The organism is Imhoffiella purpurea, from assembly GCF_000585215.1.
Classification (GTDB): domain Bacteria; phylum Pseudomonadota; class Gammaproteobacteria; order Chromatiales; family Chromatiaceae; genus Imhoffiella; species Imhoffiella purpurea.
The window spans coordinates 14022-33458 of sequence record NZ_AONC01000026.1; the positions used below are offsets into that span (position 1 = coordinate 14022).

General features: G+C 64.3%; 15 protein-coding genes and 2 tRNA genes. 7 read left to right on the plus strand and 10 right to left on the minus strand.

The window, feature by feature from the left end:
- Nucleotides 1–34 precede the first annotated feature (34 nt).
- The 4 genes from D779_RS08865 to D779_RS08880 all read left to right on the plus strand — a co-directional run bounded on the left by D779_RS08865 (nucleotide 35) and on the right by D779_RS08880 (nucleotide 6908).
- Complete coding sequence (locus tag D779_RS08865; protein ID WP_043752778.1) at nucleotides 35–1486, plus strand: TrkH family potassium uptake protein; 1452 nt, start codon at nucleotides 35–37, stop codon at nucleotides 1484–1486.
- A gap of 182 nt (nucleotides 1487–1668) precedes the next feature.
- A complete protein-coding gene (locus tag D779_RS08870; protein ID WP_043752781.1) occupies nucleotides 1669–3318 on the plus strand; it encodes a methyl-accepting chemotaxis protein in 1650 nt (549 codons plus the stop codon).
- Between the two features lie 142 nt (nucleotides 3319–3460).
- A complete protein-coding gene (locus tag D779_RS08875) occupies nucleotides 3461–3928 on the plus strand; it encodes a response regulator (protein ID WP_052347990.1) in 468 nt (155 codons plus the stop codon).
- Between the two features lie 7 nt (nucleotides 3929–3935).
- A complete protein-coding gene (locus tag D779_RS08880) occupies nucleotides 3936–6908 on the plus strand; it encodes an EAL domain-containing protein (RefSeq protein WP_081763422.1) in 2973 nt (990 codons plus the stop codon).
- Here the strand turns inward: D779_RS08880 and D779_RS21065 are convergent.
- From D779_RS21065 to D779_RS08895, 3 genes are all read right to left on the minus strand, one after another.
- Nucleotides 6877–8724 (minus strand): PAS domain-containing sensor histidine kinase, encoded by a 1848-nt coding sequence (locus tag D779_RS21065; RefSeq protein WP_052347991.1) that lies wholly within the window; start codon nucleotides 8722–8724, stop codon nucleotides 6877–6879. The two genes, D779_RS08880 and D779_RS21065, sit on opposite strands and share 32 nt — an antisense overlap.
- Before the next feature lie 114 nt (nucleotides 8725–8838).
- On the minus strand, nucleotides 8839–9396 hold the full coding sequence (mobB, locus tag D779_RS08890; RefSeq protein WP_052347992.1) for a molybdopterin-guanine dinucleotide biosynthesis protein B: 558 nt from the start codon (nucleotides 9394–9396) through the stop codon (nucleotides 8839–8841).
- Nucleotides 9397–9408: 12 nt separating this feature from the next.
- Nucleotides 9409–10638: an HDOD domain-containing protein gene (locus D779_RS08895; RefSeq protein WP_043752784.1), complete on the minus strand. Its 1230-nt coding sequence runs from the start codon at nucleotides 10636–10638 to the stop codon at nucleotides 9409–9411.
- A 221-nt stretch (nucleotides 10639–10859) separates the two neighbouring features.
- On the opposite strand from D779_RS08895, the gene ettA reads away from it, so the two are divergent.
- Nucleotides 10860–12527: an energy-dependent translational throttle protein EttA gene (ettA, locus tag D779_RS08900; protein WP_043752786.1), complete on the plus strand. Its 1668-nt coding sequence runs from the start codon at nucleotides 10860–10862 to the stop codon at nucleotides 12525–12527.
- Nucleotides 12528–12675: 148 nt separating this feature from the next.
- The gene (locus D779_RS08905) at nucleotides 12676–13536 is read left to right on the plus strand and encodes an ATP-binding protein (protein ID WP_043752789.1); all 861 of its coding nucleotides are present in this window, start codon (nucleotides 12676–12678) and stop codon (nucleotides 13534–13536) included.
- A 107-nt stretch (nucleotides 13537–13643) separates the two neighbouring features.
- Here D779_RS08905 and D779_RS08910 read toward each other — a convergent pair.
- The 7 genes from D779_RS08910 to rplU all read right to left on the minus strand — a co-directional run bounded on the left by D779_RS08910 (nucleotide 13644) and on the right by rplU (nucleotide 18141).
- Nucleotides 13644–13728 (minus strand) — tRNA-Leu (locus D779_RS08910).
- Between the two features lie 323 nt (nucleotides 13729–14051).
- Nucleotides 14052–14651 carry a hypothetical protein gene (locus D779_RS08915; RefSeq protein WP_043752792.1) on the minus strand — a complete coding sequence of 200 codons (600 nt, stop codon included), beginning with the start codon at nucleotides 14649–14651 and terminating at the stop codon, nucleotides 14052–14054.
- A 319-nt stretch (nucleotides 14652–14970) separates the two neighbouring features.
- Nucleotides 14971–15044, minus strand: a tRNA-Cys gene (locus tag D779_RS08920).
- Nucleotides 15045–15163: 119 nt separating this feature from the next.
- The gene (gene proB / locus D779_RS08925) at nucleotides 15164–16288 is read right to left on the minus strand and encodes a glutamate 5-kinase (protein WP_043752795.1); all 1125 of its coding nucleotides are present in this window, start codon (nucleotides 16286–16288) and stop codon (nucleotides 15164–15166) included.
- Between the two features lie 18 nt (nucleotides 16289–16306).
- Nucleotides 16307–17428, minus strand: a complete 1122-nt coding sequence (gene cgtA, locus D779_RS08930) for an Obg family GTPase CgtA (RefSeq protein ID WP_043752798.1) — start codon at nucleotides 17426–17428, stop codon at nucleotides 16307–16309.
- Nucleotides 17429–17543: 115 nt separating this feature from the next.
- The gene (gene rpmA / locus D779_RS08935; RefSeq protein WP_043752801.1) at nucleotides 17544–17801 is read right to left on the minus strand and encodes a 50S ribosomal protein L27; all 258 of its coding nucleotides are present in this window, start codon (nucleotides 17799–17801) and stop codon (nucleotides 17544–17546) included.
- Nucleotides 17802–17826: 25 nt separating this feature from the next.
- Nucleotides 17827–18141, minus strand: a complete 315-nt coding sequence (gene rplU, locus D779_RS08940) for a 50S ribosomal protein L21 (protein WP_043752805.1) — start codon at nucleotides 18139–18141, stop codon at nucleotides 17827–17829.
- A 318-nt stretch (nucleotides 18142–18459) separates the two neighbouring features.
- On the opposite strand from rplU, the gene D779_RS08945 reads away from it, so the two are divergent.
- Nucleotides 18460–19428 (plus strand): polyprenyl synthetase family protein, encoded by a 969-nt coding sequence (locus tag D779_RS08945; RefSeq protein ID WP_043752808.1) that lies wholly within the window; start codon nucleotides 18460–18462, stop codon nucleotides 19426–19428.
- The last annotated feature ends 9 nt before the right edge of the window (nucleotides 19429–19437 follow it).

Below are 19437 nucleotides of genomic sequence, written 5' to 3' on the forward strand. Positions count from 1 at the left end.
CCGAGCAACCACACGAGACCCCCGCCCCGGATCCATGAAGTTCTACGCCGTTCAGAAGGTATTGGGACTGCTCCTGACGGTCTTCAGCTTCACCATGCTGCCACCCGCGGTGGTGGCGCTCATCTACCGGGAAGGCATCCCATGGCCCTTCCTGGTCGCCTTCGCGATCATCCTCGGCGCCGGTCTCGCCATCTTCCTGCCCGTACGCAACTCACAGCACGTGCTGCGGTTGCGCGACGGCTTTCTGGTCGTGGTGCTGTTCTGGACCAGCCTGGGACTGGCGGGCGCACTCCCCTTCCTGCTCGCGCCGCATCCCGCCGTCTCGGCGACCGATGCCGTCTTCGAGTCGCTCTCGGGTCTCACCACCACCGGGGCGACCGTGATCCTGGGGCTCGACGAGCTGCCCAAATCGATCCTCTTCTACCGCCAGCAGCTGCAATGGCTGGGGGGCATGGGCATCATCGTGCTGGCCGTGGCCGTCCTGCCCATGCTCGGCATCGGCGGCATGCAGCTCTATCGGGCCGAGATGCCAGGCCCCATGAAGGACTCCAAGCTCACCCCCCGCATCACCGAGACGGCCAAGGCGCTCTGGTACATCTATCTGTGGATGACGGTCGCCTGCGCGCTCGCCTACTGGGGGGCCGGGATGACGCTGTTCGACGCCATCGGACACGCCTTCTCCACGGTCGCCATCGGCGGCTTCTCGACCCACGATCTGAGCATGGGGTATTTCGACAGCACATTGATCGAGATGATCGCGGTCTTCTTCATGCTGCTCGCGGGCATGAACTTCACGCTCCATTTCGCCGCGGTGCGGCGCCAGGATCTCCGGCTCTACGCCCAGGACAGCGAGTTCCGCTTCTACATGCTGATCATGGGCACGGTCACGCTGATCGTGACCCTGGCGCTCTATTACACGGACACCTACATCACCTGGGACGACGCCCTGACCAAGGGGCTGTTCCAGGCCGTCTCCATCGGCACGACCACGGGCTTCACCACCGCGGAGTTCTATTTCTGGCCGCCCTTCCTCGAGATCCTGCTCCTGTTCGCCAGCTTCATCGGCGGCTGCGCCGGCTCGACCGGCGGCGGCATCAAGGTCATCCGCTTCCTGCTGCTGATCAAACAGGGCATCCGCGAGATCGACAGACTCATCCATCCCAACGCCCAGCTTCCGGTACGCATCGGCGGCAAAAGCGTGAACCATCGCGTGGTGGACGCCGTCTGGGGCTTCTTCTCGCTCTATATCGCCAGCTTCGTCCTCATGTACCTGATGCTGGCGGCCACCGGCCTGGACCTGCTGACCGCCTTCTCGGCCGTCGCGGCCTGCATCAACAACCTCGGACCGGGCCTCTCCCAGGTCGGCGCCCACTATGCCGATCTCTACGACCCGGCCAAATGGATTCTCTGCTTCGCCATGCTGCTCGGCCGCCTGGAGATCTTCACCCTCCTGGTGCTGCTGAGCCCGACCTTCTGGCAACGCTGAATCCAGTGCCTCCCGCTCGACCAGCGGCGCTTTGCAAGGCAAAGAGGCGGCCCCCATTCTTCGATTTCCCAGATCAAAGGAATGGATTCTCGAATGGGCTAAGATCGAGTCGGTCCGACACCTCGGCCAGCCGGGGGCCGAACCAATTCGATCAGAACCCATCGACGAGCGGAGAGACATCCATGAGCCGAATGCGCCAAATCACCGTGAACACCCGCCTGTGGATCCTCATGGGCATCCTGGTGATGGGAATCCTCATCGGATTCGGCCTCGCACTCTTCGAGCTGCGTACAATGCTGATGGACGAAAAGGTCCTTCAGCTCACCAAACTGGTCGAGACGGCCACCAGCATTGTCGAGGAGCGGCAGCAGATGGTCGCCCGGGGCCAGGTCGACGAGGAAAGCGCCAAAGACGCCGCACTCGCGGCGCTGTCCGCACTCAGGTACGACCAGGGCAACTACTTCTGGGTGACGGATCTCTCGGGAATGGCGGTGATGCACCCGATCAAACCCGAGCTGGACGGCACCGACACCCTCGTCCTGACCGACGCCAACGGCAAGCGCTTCTGGGAAGAGATCCGCAACAAGGCGCGCACCGACGGCAAGGGTACGGTCGCCTATGCCTGGCCGAAGCCCGGCTCGACCAAGGCCATCCCGAAACTCGCCTATTTCCAGACCTTCGAGCCCTGGGGCTGGGTGCTGGCGACCGGGGTCTATATCGACGACGTCGACGACGCCTTCTGGTCCAACACACTCATGCTGGCCGGCTTCGGTCTCACGGTTCTGCTGATCCTGATGGCGCTCACCATACTGACCGGACGTTCGATCGTGCTGCCAGTCCGCGAGGCGGCCAATGCCATGCTCGACATCGCCAGCGGCCATGGCGACCTCACCAAGCGCCTGGAGACGGACGGACGCGACGAGATCTCCGAGATGGCCTCGGGCTTCAACGCCTTCGCCGCCAAGACCGAATCGATGGTGATCAGCGTCAGCCAGGCCACCACGACGATCGCCTCCGCCGCCGAGGAACTGACCGCCGTCACCGAGACCAACAGCGCGGGCATGGAGCGTCAGCGCGGCGAGGTCCAGCAGGTCGCCACGGCCATCAATCAGATGTCGGCGACCATCATGGAAATCGCCCGCAACGCAGAACAGGCCGCGACCTCCACGCTCGCCGCCGACAAGAGCGCCCGACAGGGCGGCCAGACGGTCACCGGCGTCCTGGAGGCCAACACCCGGCTGGCGAGCGAGGTCGAGCAGGTGGCCGCGAGCATCCATCGCTTCAGCGACGAGAGTCAATCCATCGGCGGCGTGCTGGACGTGATCCGCGCCATTGCCGAGCAGACCAATCTGCTGGCCCTGAACGCGGCGATCGAGGCCGCGCGTGCCGGAGAGCAAGGGCGCGGATTCGCCGTGGTCGCCGACGAGGTCCGCACGCTGGCCAGCCGGACCCAGCAGTCCACCAGCGAGATCCAGAGGATGATCGAAACCCTGCGCACCGTGGCCAAGGAAGCGGTGGAGCGTATCCAGCGCGGCGAGACCATCACGGCCGAAACGCTCGACCAGGCGACCCACGCCCAGGATGCCCTAAGCGAGATCCTGGACTCCATCAGCCGTATCCGCGACATGAACACCCAGATCGCGAGCGCGGCCGAGGAGCAGGCCACGGTCGCGCGGGAGATCGACCGCAACGTCGTCAACATCTCCGATCTGTCCACGGAATCGGCCCAGCATTCCGAGCACACGGCCGCCGCGAGCCGAGAACTCTCGCGTCTCAGTTCCGAGCTCCATGAGCTGGTCGGTCAGTTCAAGGTCGGATCCGCCCAAGACTGACGCGCACGGAGCCCGCACCAGGGCGGACGCCGTCGCGGCGACGTCCGTGCGGCCATTCGCGGAAGCCTGTATTCCGACTTGATCGCTCCGAGCAGGGAGTGCCATGCTCTCCGACCAATCCAGAGGATCCAGGACGCGAAACGTGCCCTTTGCCGCCGACAATCCGCCTTCTTTCCAGGAGCCGCTCGTCATTCTGCTGATCGAGGACGACCCGGCCCATGCCGAGATCGTCCGCCGCAACCTCGAGCGATGCGGTATCGCCAACGCATTGCAGCATGCCAAGGACGGTCAGGAGGCGCTCGATTATCTCTTCCACCAGGGGCGTTACACCGACCTGGCATCCGCCCCCAGACCCCAGGTGATCCTGCTCGATCTGCACCTCCCCAAGATCGAGGGGCTGGATGTCCTGCGCCAGATCCGCGCCAGCGAGGAGTTGAACGGCGTTCCGGTGGTCGTCCTGACCACCTCGGCCTCGGAGCCCGACGTCGAGCAGGCCTATGCCTATCGGGCGAGCAGCTATCTGGTCAAACCGCTGGATTTCGACAAGTTCACCCGTCTGATCGAAAGTTTCAGCCATTATTGGCTGACCTGGAATCGATATCCGCGCTGAACGCCAGATGGAGTCCAACCCACGCTGCATTCTCATCGTCGAGGACGACCCGGCCCACGCCGAAGCGGTACGACGCTCGCTCGAGTCCGGCGTAGACTCCACGGACATCCGGATCGCCGCCTCATTGGCCGAGGGGCGCCGACGGATCGCCGAACGTCTGCCCGACGCCGTCATCGCCGATCTCAATCTCGCGGACGGCAAGGCGTTCGAGCTGATCGGCGACCAGCCGGATACGCCGCCCTTCCCGCTGCTGGTGATGACCAGCCACGGCGACGAGCAGATGGCGGTGCGGGCCCTGAAGGCGGGCGCGCTGGATTATGTCGTCAAGTCGTCCGAGACCTTCGCCCAGATGCCCAGGCTGGTCGAGCGGCTGCTGCGCGAATGGCGCAACATCAGCGAGCGGACGACGGCCCAGAAGGCGCTTCGGGCCTCGGAGCGCCAGTTGATGGACATCATCGATTTCCTCCCCGACCCGACATTTGCCGTCGACCGGGACGGACGCGTGATCGCCTGGAATTTCGGCCTCGAACGCTTGACCGGATGCAGCAAGAGCCAGCTGCTCGGCCAGCCGATCCGAGAGCATTGGAACGTCTTCTACGATACGCCCCACCCCTTGCTGCTCGAAAGCATCCTGGATCCCGATGCCCAGCCGAGCGCGTCTTACGACTACGTCAGACAGGATGGCGACCAGCTGATCGCGGAGGTCTTCAGCGCCGTCCTGAACGCCGGACGCGGCGCCCATCTCTGGATCGTCGCGGCCCCTCTGCTCAACACCGAGCGCGAGCTCTCCGGCGCCATCGAGTCGATCCGCGACATCAGCGCGGCCAAACAGGCGCAGCTGGAGCTCCAGCGGGCCTACGGCGAGACCCGTGCCATCACCGAGGCCGTGCGCGATACGCTCTACATGGTCGACCGGCAGGGTCGGCTCATGTGGTGGAACAAGCGAATCGAAGAGGAGACGGGATGCGGTCCGGACGCGCTCCGCAACCGGCCCTTCCCGGACTTCTTCGTGGAGGATGACGCCGAGAAGATCCGCAAGGCGCTCGACACCGCCTGGAGACAGGGCTACTGCGAGGTCGAGGGCCGAGCGCGCACGATCGATGGAATCCGAGCCTATCGCTATAACGGCGTCCCGGTTCGCGATGCGCAAGGCAGGCTCATCGGCATCGCTGGCGTGGGCCAGGACATCAGCGAGCAACTGCGCGATCAGGAAGATCTGCGGCTGGCGGCGACCGTGCTCAAGAACACCCGCGAGGGCGTTCTCATCTCGGACAGCGACGGGACGCGCATCGTCGCGATCAATCCGGCCTTCACCGAGATCACGGGCTATTCCGAGACCGAGGCGATCGGTGGCTCGACCCGAATGCTCAAGTCGGGACGCCACGAAACGGCCTTCTATCAGGCGATGTGGGCCTTGATCGCGAGCTCCGGACACTGGCAGGGCGAGATCTGGAACCGCCGCAAGAGCGGCGAGATCTTCCCCGCCTGGCTGACCATCAGCACGGTCCGCGACGACGCGGGCGAGATCACCAACTATGTCGGCGTCCTCTCGGACATCAGCCAGGTCAAGCGATCGGAGGCCCAGCTCGAGCATCTGGCGCACTATGACCCCTTGACCGATCTGCCGAACCGGCTGCTGCTCAATTCGCGGCTGGAGCATGCGATCCAGCGCGCTCGGCGCAAGCACACCAAGGTCGCCGTGCTCTTCATCGATCTCGACCGCTTCAAGCACGTCAACGACAGCCTCGGACATCCGGTCGGGGACGCGCTCCTGCAAGCGGTCGCCCAGCGCCTGGCGGGCCGCACCCGCGGCGAAGATACGCTGGCCCGGCTCGGCGGCGACGAATTCGTCATCCTTCTGGAGTCGATCGACCAGAGCCGCGAGGCCGGACGCGTGGCCCAATTGATCATCGACCTCATGCGCCAGCCCTTCAATCTGGCCGAAGAGCGCGAGATCTATGTGGGCGCCAGCATCGGGATCAGCATCTTTCCCGACAATGGAGAAGGTGTCACCGAACTGCTGCGCAATGCCGATACCGCCATGTATCAGTCCAAGGCCCAGGGTCGCAACACCTACCGCTATTACACCGAGTCGCTCACCCGCGCCGCCAATGCCCGGCTGCTGCTGGAGTCCAAACTCCGCCGCGCGCTCGAGCGCGAGGAATTCATCCTCCATTTCCAGCCCCAGGTCGCCATGGCCGACGAGCGCATCCTGGGCGTCGAGACGCTGGTGCGTTGGCAGGATCCGGAAGAGGGTCTCATCCCTCCGGACAGCTTCATCCCGCTGGCCGAGGAAACCGGCCTCATCATTCCGCTCGGAGCCTGGGTCCTGCGCCAGGCCTGCCGACAGATGCGCGACTGGCGCGCGGCCGGCATGCCGACGATGACGCTCGCGGTCAATCTGTCGATTCAGCAGTTCGCACAGCGCGACCTGGCCGTGCAGGTAGGCGCCATCCTGGATGAATACGACCTCCCGGCCAGCTGTCTCGAACTGGAACTCACGGAAAGCATGATCATGCATAACGATGCCCACGGCATCGACATCCTCAACGCCATGCGCGAGCTGGGGGTCGGGCTCGCGATCGACGACTTCGGGACCGGCTATTCCTCGCTCGGCTATCTGAAACGCCTCCCCATCGATCGACTCAAGATCGACAAGAGCTTCGTGCAAGGCATACCGGAGGACCGCAACGATGCTGAGATCGCGGCGACCATCATCGCCATGGCGCACAATCTGAAACTCCAGGTCCTGGCGGAAGGGGTCGAGACCCAGGAGCAGCACGCCTTTCTCCGCGAGGCGGGATGCGAGGCCTATCAAGGCTATCTGTTCAGCCCCCCCGTTCCCGCGGAGAAGATCGAAGCGTTGCTCGCGGCCCCCTTCAGGCCGAACGGATCGACGGCGGAAGGGCTGCCCGCCCCACGCCCCCGAGCAAGAGCCCAAGGGTCGTTCAGTCCGAACCGTACGCCTCGGGCAGGGTGAAACGGAAGCGCGATCCATGGCCGATACCGGGAGACTCGACCCAGATCCGCCCCCCGTGAACCTCGACGATGCGCTTCACCAGGGTCAGCCCGATCCCGGTTCCCTCGGCCTCGGCGTTCAGCTGCTCGAACAGGCCGAAGACCTTGTGGATATGACGCGGATCGATGCCGATGCCATTGTCGATCACCGAGAAGATCCATTCTTCATCCAACCGCTCGGCCTCCACCGCGATGCGGGGCTCGGACTGGTCCGCCATGAACTTGACCGCGTTGTCGAACAGGTTCTGAAACACCTCGACCAGACGCTGACGATCGCCGCGGATCGTGACGGGGCTGTCGCTGACGCGAACCCGCACCCCCTTGGAGACGATCCTGCCCGCGACCAGATCCAGCGCGTCGCGCACCACATCCTGCAGACTGAAATCGGTCGGCGCATTGATCACGCGGCCGATCCGGGAGAGCTCCAGCAGCTCGTCGAGCAGTCGCGTCATGCGGTCCGCGGCATTACGGATGAATTCCAGATCCTTGGCGACCCGCTCCGCGTCCTGGAGACGCATATCCTCCTCCAGAAAGCCGAGGAAGGTCCGGATGGTGACCAGCGGACTCTTGAGATCGTGCGAGACCGTATAGGTGAAGCGGGTCAGCTCGTCGGTCCGCTGCTGAAGCTCGGCCTCGCGCCGGGTCCGCTCGGTGATGTCGACGGCGACACCGATCACGGAGATGGGTCCGGCCCCTGGCGCATCGACCGGGTTGAGATGCGTCTCGAACACACGGGCACCGAGGGTCGCCGTGAATCGGGCGCGCTCGCCCGCCAGCGCCCGCCGTTTGGCGTCATCGAAATCGGGGCCAGACCCGAAGCAGTCGACGAAGGCCGTCCCCACCATGTTCCCCGGCTTCAGCCCGAGGGAATCCAGCCCACGCCCCTCGACCAGACGAAAGATTCCCTCCCCGTCGAACTCGAAGATCACCACGGGCGTATTGCTCACCAGGGAGCGCAACCGCGCCTCGCTCGACATCAATGCCTGCTCGGCATCCTTCTGCTCGGTGATGTCGCGAATGATCTCCAGGGCACCGGTCGCATGCCCATCGCGATCGCGCAGCGCCACGGCCTTGGCCCACAGATAGACCCCCTCGCGCCCGAAGACGCTGAGATCGTGGACCTCGGCCAGGATGCGGTCGCCGTCCCGGTGCACGAAATCATAGTGCTCGATCCCCGCGTCAGAGGATCCGAGGACCAGATCCACGAGCATCGGGCGACGCTTCCCATAGAAGGCGAGCGCATGGGCCCGATCGCCCCGCCCCAGCAGCCGCTCGCGCGGGATGCCCGACAACTCCTCGAGCGTCCTGTTCCAAACGGTGACGACCCCATCGGCATCGATGGCGAAGAGCGCGTCCGGCAGACTGTCGATGAGCTCCGCGAGAAAGCGCTGCGAATCCTGCAGCGCGCACTCGGCGCGCCGGCGGTCGCTGATATCGCGCATGAAGGAACAGCGGAATTCCCGTCCCCCCAGGGTCAGATAGTTGCTGTTCACCTCCACGGGGAACAGGGATCCGTCCCGGCGCCGATGCCGGGTCTCATACTTGACATCCCCAGCAAGCCTCAGACGCTCGAACGAAACCCTCAGGTCATCCTGCGTGAGGTCGGGATTGATGTCCGGCACCGACATCCCCAGGAGCGCGTCACGCTCGTAACCCAGACTCTCGCAGAAGGCTGCATTGACGTAGAGGAAACGCCCCTCCGGATCGAGCAGGGCAATCGCATCGACCGAGGTTTGGATCAATGCCTCGAAGAGGCTGTCGAGCCCCTCCGAAGGCAACGGCTCCGAGCCTTCCGAATGCGTCGCGCGAGTACCCCGAGGAGGTTCGTGCCGATCGCCGATCACGTTTTCGGTTCCCCCGTAACGAACAGGTTCGCGCCCGCGAAACCGCCCTCAAGCGGCCAGTCCGCCCGCGCGCAGGATGAAGTCCGCGATTCGCTCCGGATCTCCCAGCGGGAGGCGCGGCGGATGGTCCGGAGTCGGCAGAGGATCGTCGGTGGCGACGGCGATGATCTCGGGGTCGTCCGGATAGAGCGGCGTCTGGCCGAGCGCGGCGCGATAGACCTCGATCTTGGGATAGCTGGCATGCTTGAAGCCCTCGACGAGCACCAGATCCAGCGAATCGGCCTCGAAGCGCGCGAGCATCTCCCCTAGATCCGGATCGGACTGGCGGCTCGACTCCTCCACCTGAAGCGCCCAGCGCAGGCGCGAGGCCAACAGGGTCTGAGCCGCCCCGGCCGCGCGGATCTCGTAACTGTCCTTGCCCGGAATGTCCAGATCGAAACTGTGATGGGCGTGTTTCAGATAGCCGATCCGCACACCCCGGGCATGGAGTCGCCCGACCAAGTGTCGCAGCAACGTGGTCTTTCCGCTGCCGCTCGGTGCGACCAAGCCGAAGACGGGCAGCCCAAGCGGAAGACCTGCCGCGGAAACACCGTCTGAATCATGCATCCGAGTCACTCATCATTTATCCCCCTTGAGCATGGCCATGACCTCGGAGATCTGCTCGCTCGCCTCGGAGATGAAGTCGGCCTCCTGCTCGCCGGCCTCCGTCCCCAAACCCAGATTGAAATAGGCGGGAACCTCGTCGTAACGCGGCAGGGGGCCACGCGGTTCGGACTGGTGGAGGCGGTAGAGCCGCGCCACGAGAACGATATCGCAATAGTCCGGGCGCTCCCCGGAATCCCGATACCAGCGCTCCGATTCGCGAACCACCTGGATGAGATCCGAACCCAGGCCCCAGTCGGCCATCACCAGCTCGCCCACCCTGCCCTTCAACCGCAACAGGGCCGCTTCGAGCGCATCGTCCTCGATATCGCGATAGTGGCGGCTCACGTAGTCGAGGATGGGCACGACACCGACATCGCAGAGCAGACCGGCCAGGAGGGCCTCCTCGGGATTCAATCCCTCGCAGCGTCTCGCGATCACATAGCCGAGCGCCGAGATGTGGACGCTGCGGTTCCAGGTCGCCTTCATGAAGTGCTTCACCAGCGGCGATCTGGTCCTGAACACCTGCTGCATCGCCAGACTCATGACGACCGAGCGCGTGAGATCCATGCCCAGCCGAATGATGGCGTTGCGAACGTCGGCGATCGGTTTGACCCCACGGTACATGGCGCTGTTGGACAGGCGGATGAGCCCACCGGTGACCGCCAGGTCCATCTGTACGATACGGGCCAGGCGGGCGGAGGTGATGTTGCGATCGCTCATGGCCTCCTGGATCGCCCGCGCCACCTTGGGCATCGAGGGCAAGGACAGACTGCCATCCTTGGACGCCTGATCGATGCTGGCGAACAGGGAGCGTTCTCCCTCGCTCAAATCCATCCGGTCCGGGACATCCTCCGGGCCGGACGCATCCGGGTCCAGCGACTGGAACAACTGGCGATCGAGCCGCAACAGCTCTCCCTCGGTGATGAACAGAACCTGTTCGCGCAAGCGGTTCTCGGACAACAGCGGCTGACAGGCTCGCATGGTCCCTGCCTCGACGATCTCCTTGCGGTCGCCATCGAGGATACAGACCTTCCCCGACAGCAGATATCCCAGCCAGGGATACTCCTGGATCGCGGTCAGCCTCCGACCCGAGGCGATGGTGGTGATCTGACCGGTACTGGCGAGCCGTGACCGGCCTTCCTTGGAGAGACGATGGGCCGGCACCAGATCGTCGAGCGTCGACGCGGAGAGGATATGAGTCATGGGGCACGCCATTCATGTGTTGACCGCTACCGACTATAGACTGACCCAAGTGAAGAGATCGCGTCCAGTGCCCTTCCGGCGGGGACTTTGGACATTTGACCGGCGACAGCGCAGAATGCACGGCGCATGGAGGCGCAATGCCTTCCTCGCGACGACCGTCGCGGGTCCGTTCCCGGACCTCTCCCAAGCATCCTAACGAATCGAATCAGCGCTCGTACCCAATGGCTCAATACATATACACGATGAACCGGGTCGGCAAGATCGTGCCGCCCAAGCGCGTCATCCTGCGCGACATCTCGCTCTCCTTTTTTCCCGGCGCCAAGATCGGCGTGCTCGGCCTCAACGGGGCGGGCAAATCATCGCTGCTGCGCATCATGGCCGGCGTCGACACCGAGATCGAGGGCGAGGCGCGCCCGCAGCCCGGTATCAAGGTCGGCTATCTGCCCCAGGAGCCCCAGCTGGACCCGACCAAGGACGTGCGAGGCAACGTCGAGGAGGCGCTCGGACACATCAAGGAGGCGCTCGAGCGTCTGGATGCCGTCTATGCCGCCTACGCCGAGCCGGACGCCGATTTCGACGCCCTGGCCAAGGAACAGGCGGAGCTCGAGAATCTGATCGAGGCCACCGACGGTCACAACCTGGACCGCACGCTCGAGGTCGCCGCCGACGCGCTGCGCCTGCCCGCCTGGGACGCCGACGTCACCCGACTCTCGGGCGGCGAGCGCCGCCGCGTCGCGCTCTGCAAGCTGCTGCTCTCCAAGCCCGACATGCTGCTGCTCGACGAGCCCACCAACCATCTGGACGCCGAGTCCGTCGCCTGGCTGGAGCGCTTCCTTCACGAATATCCGGGCACCGTCGTGGCCGTCACCCACGACCGCTACTTCCTCGACAACGTCGCCGGCTGGATCCTGGAGCTCGACCGCGGACACGGCATCCCCTGGGAAGGCAACTATTCCTCCTGGCTCGACCAGAAGGAGCAGCGTCTGGAGCTGGAGCAGAAGCAGGAACAGGCCCGCATCAAGGCCATGAAGCAGGAGCTCGAGTGGGTGCGGACCAACCCCAAGGGACGCCATGCCAAGAGCAAGGCGCGTCTCGCCCGCTTCGACGAGCTGCAGTCGCAGGAATTCCAGTCCCGCAACGAGACCAACGAGATCTATATCCCACCGGGCCCGCGTCTCGGCGATCTGGTCATCGAGGCCGAGGGGATCAAGAAGTCCTTCGGCGACAACCTGCTCTACGAGAACCTCTCGTTCAACCTGCCCAAGGGCGGCATCGTCGGCGTCATCGGCCCCAACGGCGCGGGCAAGACCACATTGTTCCGCATCATCAACGGCCAGGAGCAGCCGGACGCCGGCACCCTGCGGATCGGCGAGACCGTCGAGGTCGCCTGCGTCGATCAGAGCCGCGATGCCCTCAATGACGACAATACCGTGTGGGAAGAGATCTCCGGCGGGTCCGACATCATCACCGTCGGACGCTTCGAGATGCCCTCGCGCGCCTATTGCGGCCGCTTCAACTTCAAGGGAACGGATCAGCAGAAGCGCATCGGCGACCTCTCGGGCGGCGAGCGCAACCGCGTGCACCTGGCCAAGCTGCTCAAGAGCGGCGGCAACCTGCTGCTGCTCGACGAACCGACCAACGACCTGGACGTCGAAACCCTGCGCGCGCTCGAAGAGGCCCTGCTCGCCTTCCCCGGCTGCGCCGTCGTCATCAGCCACGATCGCTGGTTCCTCGATCGTGTCGCCACCCATATCCTGGCGTTCGAGGGCGATTCGCAGATCACCTGGTTCGAGGGCAACTACGCCGACTACGAGGCCGACCGCCATCGCCGTCTGGGCACGGATGCCGATCAGCCGCATCGACTGAAATACCGGCGACTCTCGGCATAGGACACCCTCGCCCCGATCCCCTCTCGGATCCACTGCGGGGCGCCATCGCGCGCCCCGCAGTGCTCGCACAATCATCAGCCTCCAGCGACCGGATCACAGCCTCGCTACAGATACCCCAGGAGGCCGACCATTCCACCTGGCCTCGACCATGACCCAAACCGATCGATTTCTGACCCGGCTCGACGCGCTCGTCGAGCGCCTCGAAAGACTGCTGCCGGGCGAGACGCCCGCCCCCGACTGGAGCGCCCACGCCTTCCGCTGGCGCGCCAACGCCGGGCGCGGCCGGCTCCAGGCGGTACACGCGCCGCACCGGCTCGAACTCGCCGACCTGCTCGGACTGGAACGCCAGAAGGATGAGATCGACCGCAACACCGCCCAGTTCGTCGCCGGCCGTGGCGCCAACAACGTCCTGCTCTGGGGCTCGCGCGGGACGGGAAAGTCATCGCTGGTCAAGGCGGTCTTCAACCGCTACCGGGACCGGGGACTGCGCCTGATCGAGGTCGACAAGGACGACCTCATCCAGCTGCCCGACATCCTCGACCTCATCGCCGACCGGCCCGAACGCTTCGTCCTCTTCTGCGACGATCTCTCATTCGAGGCCAGCGAATCGAGCTACAAGGCCCTCAAGGCCGCGCTCGACGGCTCCATCGCGGCGACGCCCGACAACGTCCTCATCTACGCCACCTCGAACCGCCGTCATCTGCTGCCCGAGTTCCATTCGGAGAACCGCGAGGCGCGCATCCAGGACGGCGAGCTGCACCACGGCGAATCGGTCGAGGAGAAGATCTCGCTCTCGGACCGCTTCGGTCTCTGGGTGTCGTTCCACCCCTTCAGTCAGGACCAGTATCTGGGCGTGGTCAGGCACTGGCTCGAGCGGCTGAGCGCCGAGCCGGAGAAGGAGTGGGATCAGATCGAGCGGGCCGCCCTGCAATGGGCGCTGCGTCGCGGATCGCGCAGCGGACGCACCGCCTGGCAGTTCGCCAAGGACTGGGCTGGACGCGCGAACTGAAATCTTCGAATGGGCAGAACAGAGGCCGGGAGTCCCTGGCCTCTCATCAAGGCGGCGTCCAAACCAAGCAGGGAGCGAGGCACGTCGGGTAAGCCAACGTTCTACAATGGTGCCCGGGGCGGGACTCGAACCCGCACAACCGAAGTCGAGGGATTTTAAGTCCCTTGCGTCTACCAATTTCGCCACCCGGGCAGGGGTTTCCTCAGAAGGAAAGAACGGCGATGCATATGGACCGAGGTAATTGCAGCCGCTGCACCCCGACCGGCCGGCTGACATCGACGCCGCCAGAATGTCAGGGTGTCATCGGCTCGGCCAACGGTCGTGCAAGACGATCCGTCTTCTGCGCCGCCAGTATAAGTGGGCGCACCGGCCATTGGAAGCCGTGCCCCCAAGGACAGTCTCACACGGGATCATACGCAAGCCTCGGGCGGGATCGCCACACCCCGAACTCCGGCGACGGAGATAGTGCGACCGAGCCTGTCGACACGGCCGCATGAGAGGGCTGACAGAGCGGATTACACCAGGATCCCGCAGGTCTTGAGCTGACGCTTCAAGATGGGATCCGTACGGTTTTTCGAGGTGGCGGCCTTCATGAACACCACGACCCGGTCGATATCGCGTACGACACCCAGCAAGGTCTGACTGTCCGCATAAAGCGTCTTCAGCGATTCGAAGGCGATCTCCATCAAATGCTCGTCGGCCCGCGCGATGCCGATGGCAAGCGCGATGTTGCAGGCGAGACCGCTCTGGTGGCGATTGATGCGCGAGGCGAATCCCCGCCAGGCATGAATCCAGCCCTTCCATTCGAGCGTCGAGACACTCGAGTAGCTGGTACGCAGGAAGAGCACGACCTTGACGAATTCGCTCTGCCAGTCCCAGTCTTCGCAGTTCGATTGCTTGCGTATGCGCTGGATGGCGCGACCGTGGTACTGGTGACAATGATCGCATTGATAATAGAGCGCCAGGGCATAGGCGATATACTCGCGCTCCAGCTCGCTCAAGGTGAAGGGATCCGACTCGCCCGGCACACCGCTGAAGGTATGCGCGTGCAATTCGTTCAGAACATCGTTGAAGGGCTGTCCCTGAATGGATTCCCGTAAAGCTTGGCCGGGCATTGAAATAACCTCATCAAGTATCGGCATATCGGGATTGTGAATCGGCAAGGATCTCATCATAGCCCAACACCCCAGGTTGTCGACTTGCCAACTTTGTGTCCGCTGGGATTTTTGCAAGGAGGAGAGGATGAAACCTCTCGGACCGGATCACAAATCGTTAACAGGATCAAAAAAGGTCGCTGGACAGACGGCCGTCTTTTCGATGCCAACGCCAAGCTGACCGACTTCGATTGAAGCGTCGATGCGACAGGTCGAGACCAGCGGGTGGTCTTGTGCGGGAGGGGATGAGTCAGGCAAGACGCTGACCGGAAAGGGATAATGGAGGCTGAGCCCGGAATCGAACCGAGGTACACGGCTTTGCAGGCCGCTGCATAACCACTCTGCCACTCAGCCAACTGAGTTGCTAATTATAACGACCAAGGAACCGGTTGTCACGCATAAAATGTGACTGAATCCGGTTTCCAAAGTCGACAGGGTCATATATTGGCGAGGTACGGCAATCGACCGAGACGTTATAGCAGAACGAGATTGTCCCTATGGATCAGCTCCTCGTCGTCGAGATAGCCGAGGATCTCGTCGAACCGCAGCGACGACCGCCCCTTGATACGGGAGGCTTCCTGCGAGTCGTAATTGACCAGTCCTCGCGCCACCTCGGCCCCGGATTCGTCGACGCAGGCGACCACCTCGCCGCGATTGAAATTGCCCTGAACCTGCTTGACCCCGACGGCGAGCAGGCTGGTGCCCTTCTCGCGCAGCGCCTTGACCGCCCCCGCGTCGAGAACCAAACGACCCCGAACCCGAAGATGACCGGCGAGCCACTGCTTGCGCGCGGCCTGCGCCTCCTGGAACGGAATCAGCAGGGTTCCGACCGACTCGCCCTCCCCGATACGCGCCAGGACACGATCGCCGCGCCCGGGCGCGACGATCGTCGGCGTCCCCGAGCGGGCGGCCAGACGGGCGGCGCGCACCTTGGTGACCATGCCGCCGGTGCCGAGCCCGGTCACGCTCCCTCCGGCGACGACATCCAGCTGCGGATCGTCGACCCAGGCCTCGGGAATCAGGCGTGCGTTTGGGTTGCCCCTGGGATCGGCATCGAAGATCCCGTCCTGATCGGTGAGCAGGACCAGCAGGTCGGCCTCGATCAGGTTGGCGACCAGGGCCGCCAATGTGTCGTTGTCGCCGAAGCGCAGCTCGTCGGTCGCGACCGTGTCGTTCTCGTTGATGACCGGAACGACACCGAGCTTCAAGAGGGTGCGCAATGTGCTGCGGGCGTTGAGATAGCGCTGGCGGTTGGAGAGATCGTCACGGGTCAGCAGCACCTGCGCCGTGTGCAGCCCCCGGATCTTGAAGCAGTCCTCGTAGGCCCGCACCAGCCCCATCTGCCCGACGGCGGCCGCGGCCTGCAGCTCGTGCAGACTCTTGGGACGACGGCGCCAGCCCATGCGAGCCATCCCCTCGGCGACGGCACCGGAGGAGACCAGCACGATCTCGCAGCCCGCATCGCGCCGGTCGGCCATCTGATCGACCCAGGGGGTAAGCATGGAGCGCTCCAGCCCCTGTCCGTCCCGGGTCAAGAGCGCGCTGCCGATCTTGACGACCCAGCGGCGCGTCCGAGGAATGGCATCACGCGAGATCATAGCCGGACCTGGATTGGATCAATCGAGCGGATGCCAGGGGCCGGAATCGGGCTCGTCCGGCGCATCCCATTCGGAGCCTTCGGCCTCGTTCGCGCCCGAGGAGTCGGATTCGTTATCCGGATCGCCGCGCTTGATCTGCTCCAGACGCTGCATCAGATCGTAGACCAGGGCCTGGGTGCCTTCGCCGCTCAGGGCCGAGATGCCGTAGACCGGCCCCTCCCAGTCGAGATCGGCGACGATCGCCGCGCGGCGTTCCTCGTAGTCCTCGGGATCCAGCAGATCGGTCTTGTTGAGCACCAGCCAGCGCTCCTTGTCGATCAGCTCGCCGCCGAACGAGGCCAGCTCGGACTCGATCTTGCGCACCTGGTCCGCCGGATTCTCCTCGGTATCCAGGGGGGCGATGTCGATCAGATGCAGCAATAGGCGGGTGCGGGACAGATGCTTGAGGAAATGGATGCCCAGCCCGGCCCCTTCGGCCGCGCCCTCGATCACGCCCGGGATGTCGGCGACGACGAAGCTGCGATTCTGACCGACGCGCACCACGCCCAGGTTGGGATAGAGCGTGGTGAAGGGATAGTCGGCCACCTTGGGGCGCGCGCTCGACACCTGCCGGATCAGGGACGACTTGCCGGCATTGGGAAAGCCGAGCAGCCCGACGTCGGCGAGCAGGATGAGCTCGAGATGGAGATCGCGCCGCTCGCCGGGCGTACCGGGCGTGGACTGGCGCGGCGTGCGATTGGTGCTGGACTTGTAACGCTCGTTGCCGATGCCGTGAAAGCCGCCCTGGGCGACCAGCAGACGCTGACCGCTCTCCAGCAGCTCGCCGATCGGCTCGCCCGTCTCCTCGTCGAACACCCGCGTGCCGACCGGAACGGTGACGAGCAGATCCTGGCCGCTGCGCCCGGTACGCTGACGCCCCATGCCGTTCTGGCCGCGCTCGGCGCGATGCCGGCGCTGATAGCGGAAATCGACCAGCGTGTTGATATTGTTGTCGGCGAGCAGATAGACGCTGCCGCCATCGCCGCCGTCACCGCCATCGGGACCGCCCTTGGGGATGTACTTCTCCCGGCGGAAGCTCACGCAGCCGCTACCGCCATCACCGGCCTCGACCCGAATGACTGCCTCGTCGACGAATTTCATAGACTGGAACCGAGCTGCTGGCTTGCGCCTGAGTCGAAATGAAAAAGCCCCGTCGCGATGGACGAGGCTCCTAGGCTTCCGATCGACACCTGACGATCACCGATGGATCGGGCGATCAGGCGGTCTCCACGGTCACGAACTTGCGGTTCTTGGGGCCCTGAACCACGAAGCGGACGACGCCATCGCTCAGCGCGAACAGGGTATGATCCTTACCGCAGCCGACGTTCACGCCATTGTGGAACTGGGTGCCGCGCTGGCGCACGATGATGCTGCCCGCGGAGACCTTCTGACCGCCGAACACCTTGACGCCAAGGCGTTTGGATTCCGAATCGCGACCGTTGCGGGAACTGCCGCCTGCCTTTTTATGAGCCATGAGTTAACTCCCCTAATTCCTGTATTCAGCCGACGCTGATACCGGTGATCTTGACCGCGGTGAACCACTGACGATGGCCCTGGTGCTTCATATGATGCTTGCGGCGACGGAACTTGATGATCTTGACCTTCTTGGCGCGCCCGTGGGACTCGACCGTCGCGGTCACCTTGCCACCGTCCAGGTAGGGCTTGCCGACGCGAACCTCGTCGCCATCGGCAACCATCAGGACTTGTTCGAAGTCGATGCTCGCGCCTTCTTCGGCGGTCAGCTTCTCGACCTTCAGAGTGTCACCTTCGGAAACCCGGTATTGTTTGCCACCGGTTTGAATGACCGCATACATGATTGTGCAGATCCCCAGGAGTGTTCGGAATTGCCGACGCTCCGCGCCGGAACAAAGAAGCGGAATTCTAACCGCATACCCACATCCTGGTCAACGACGATAATGGACTACAGATCATGACACGAGGCGTAGGATGCCCACCGTCCGCGACATTCGCAACCGGACCTGGGCAAAACCCGAAACGATCCAGGAGTCGACCGAGACGGATCAAATGACGTACCCTACGTCAGCTGAACCCTGTACCTCAGGTGGCCGGCTTGACAGCCCACCACCCCAAACCTAGCATCCGCCGCCATCATCGATAGATCCCACACACGCATGGACCTCTCCACGATACGCCAGCCCGTCGCAGAGGACTCGAAGGCCGTGGACGCCTTGATCCTGCGCCGCCTCCAGTCGGACGTCGTCCTGATCAACCAGATCGGACACTACATCGTCAACAGCGGCGGCAAGCGTCTGCGCCCCCTGTCCGTCCTGCTCGCAGCACGTGCCTGCGGCTACACCGGCGAGCGCCATATCGACCTCGCCGCCATCGTGGAGTTCATCCACACCTCCACCCTGCTGCACGACGACGTCATCGACGGCTCGGACCTGCGCCGCAACCGCGAGACCGCCAACGCGGTCTGGGGCAACGAGGCCAGCGTGCTGGTCGGCGATTTCCTCTACTCGCGCTCCTTCGAGATGATGGTCGACGTCGGCAGCATGCGCGTCATGGAGGTCCTGGCCCACGCCACCAACCGCATCGCCGAGGGCGAGGTGCTGCAGCTCCTGAACGAGCGCGACGCCGATACCGACGAGAAGCGCTACATGGAGGTCATCGAGCGCAAGACCGCCACACTGTTCGAGGCGGGCGTGCGTCTCGGCGCCGTCATCTCCGAGTCGTCGCCCGAGATCGAGGCGGCCGTGTCCGGTTACGGCCTCAATCTCGGTATCGCCTTCCAGCTCGTCGACGACGCGCTCGACTACAGCCTCGACAACACCGAGCTGGACAAGAACGTCGGCGACGACCTGGAGGAAGGCAAGCCCACCCTCCCCGTCATCCGCGCCATGGAGGTCGGGACACCGGAGCACCGCACCCTGCTGCGCGACGCCATCGAGAACGGCGGGCGCGACCGTATCGCCGACGTCTCGAAGGCGATTGCATCCACCGATGCGATCGCCTATACTGCGCAGCTCGCACGATCCTATGCCGAGCGAGCAAAGAGCGCCCTGGATCCGCTCCCGGATTCGGACGCGAAGCACGCACTGGCGATGATGGCCGATTTCGCCGTCACCCGCATGCATTGATCGTGAGAC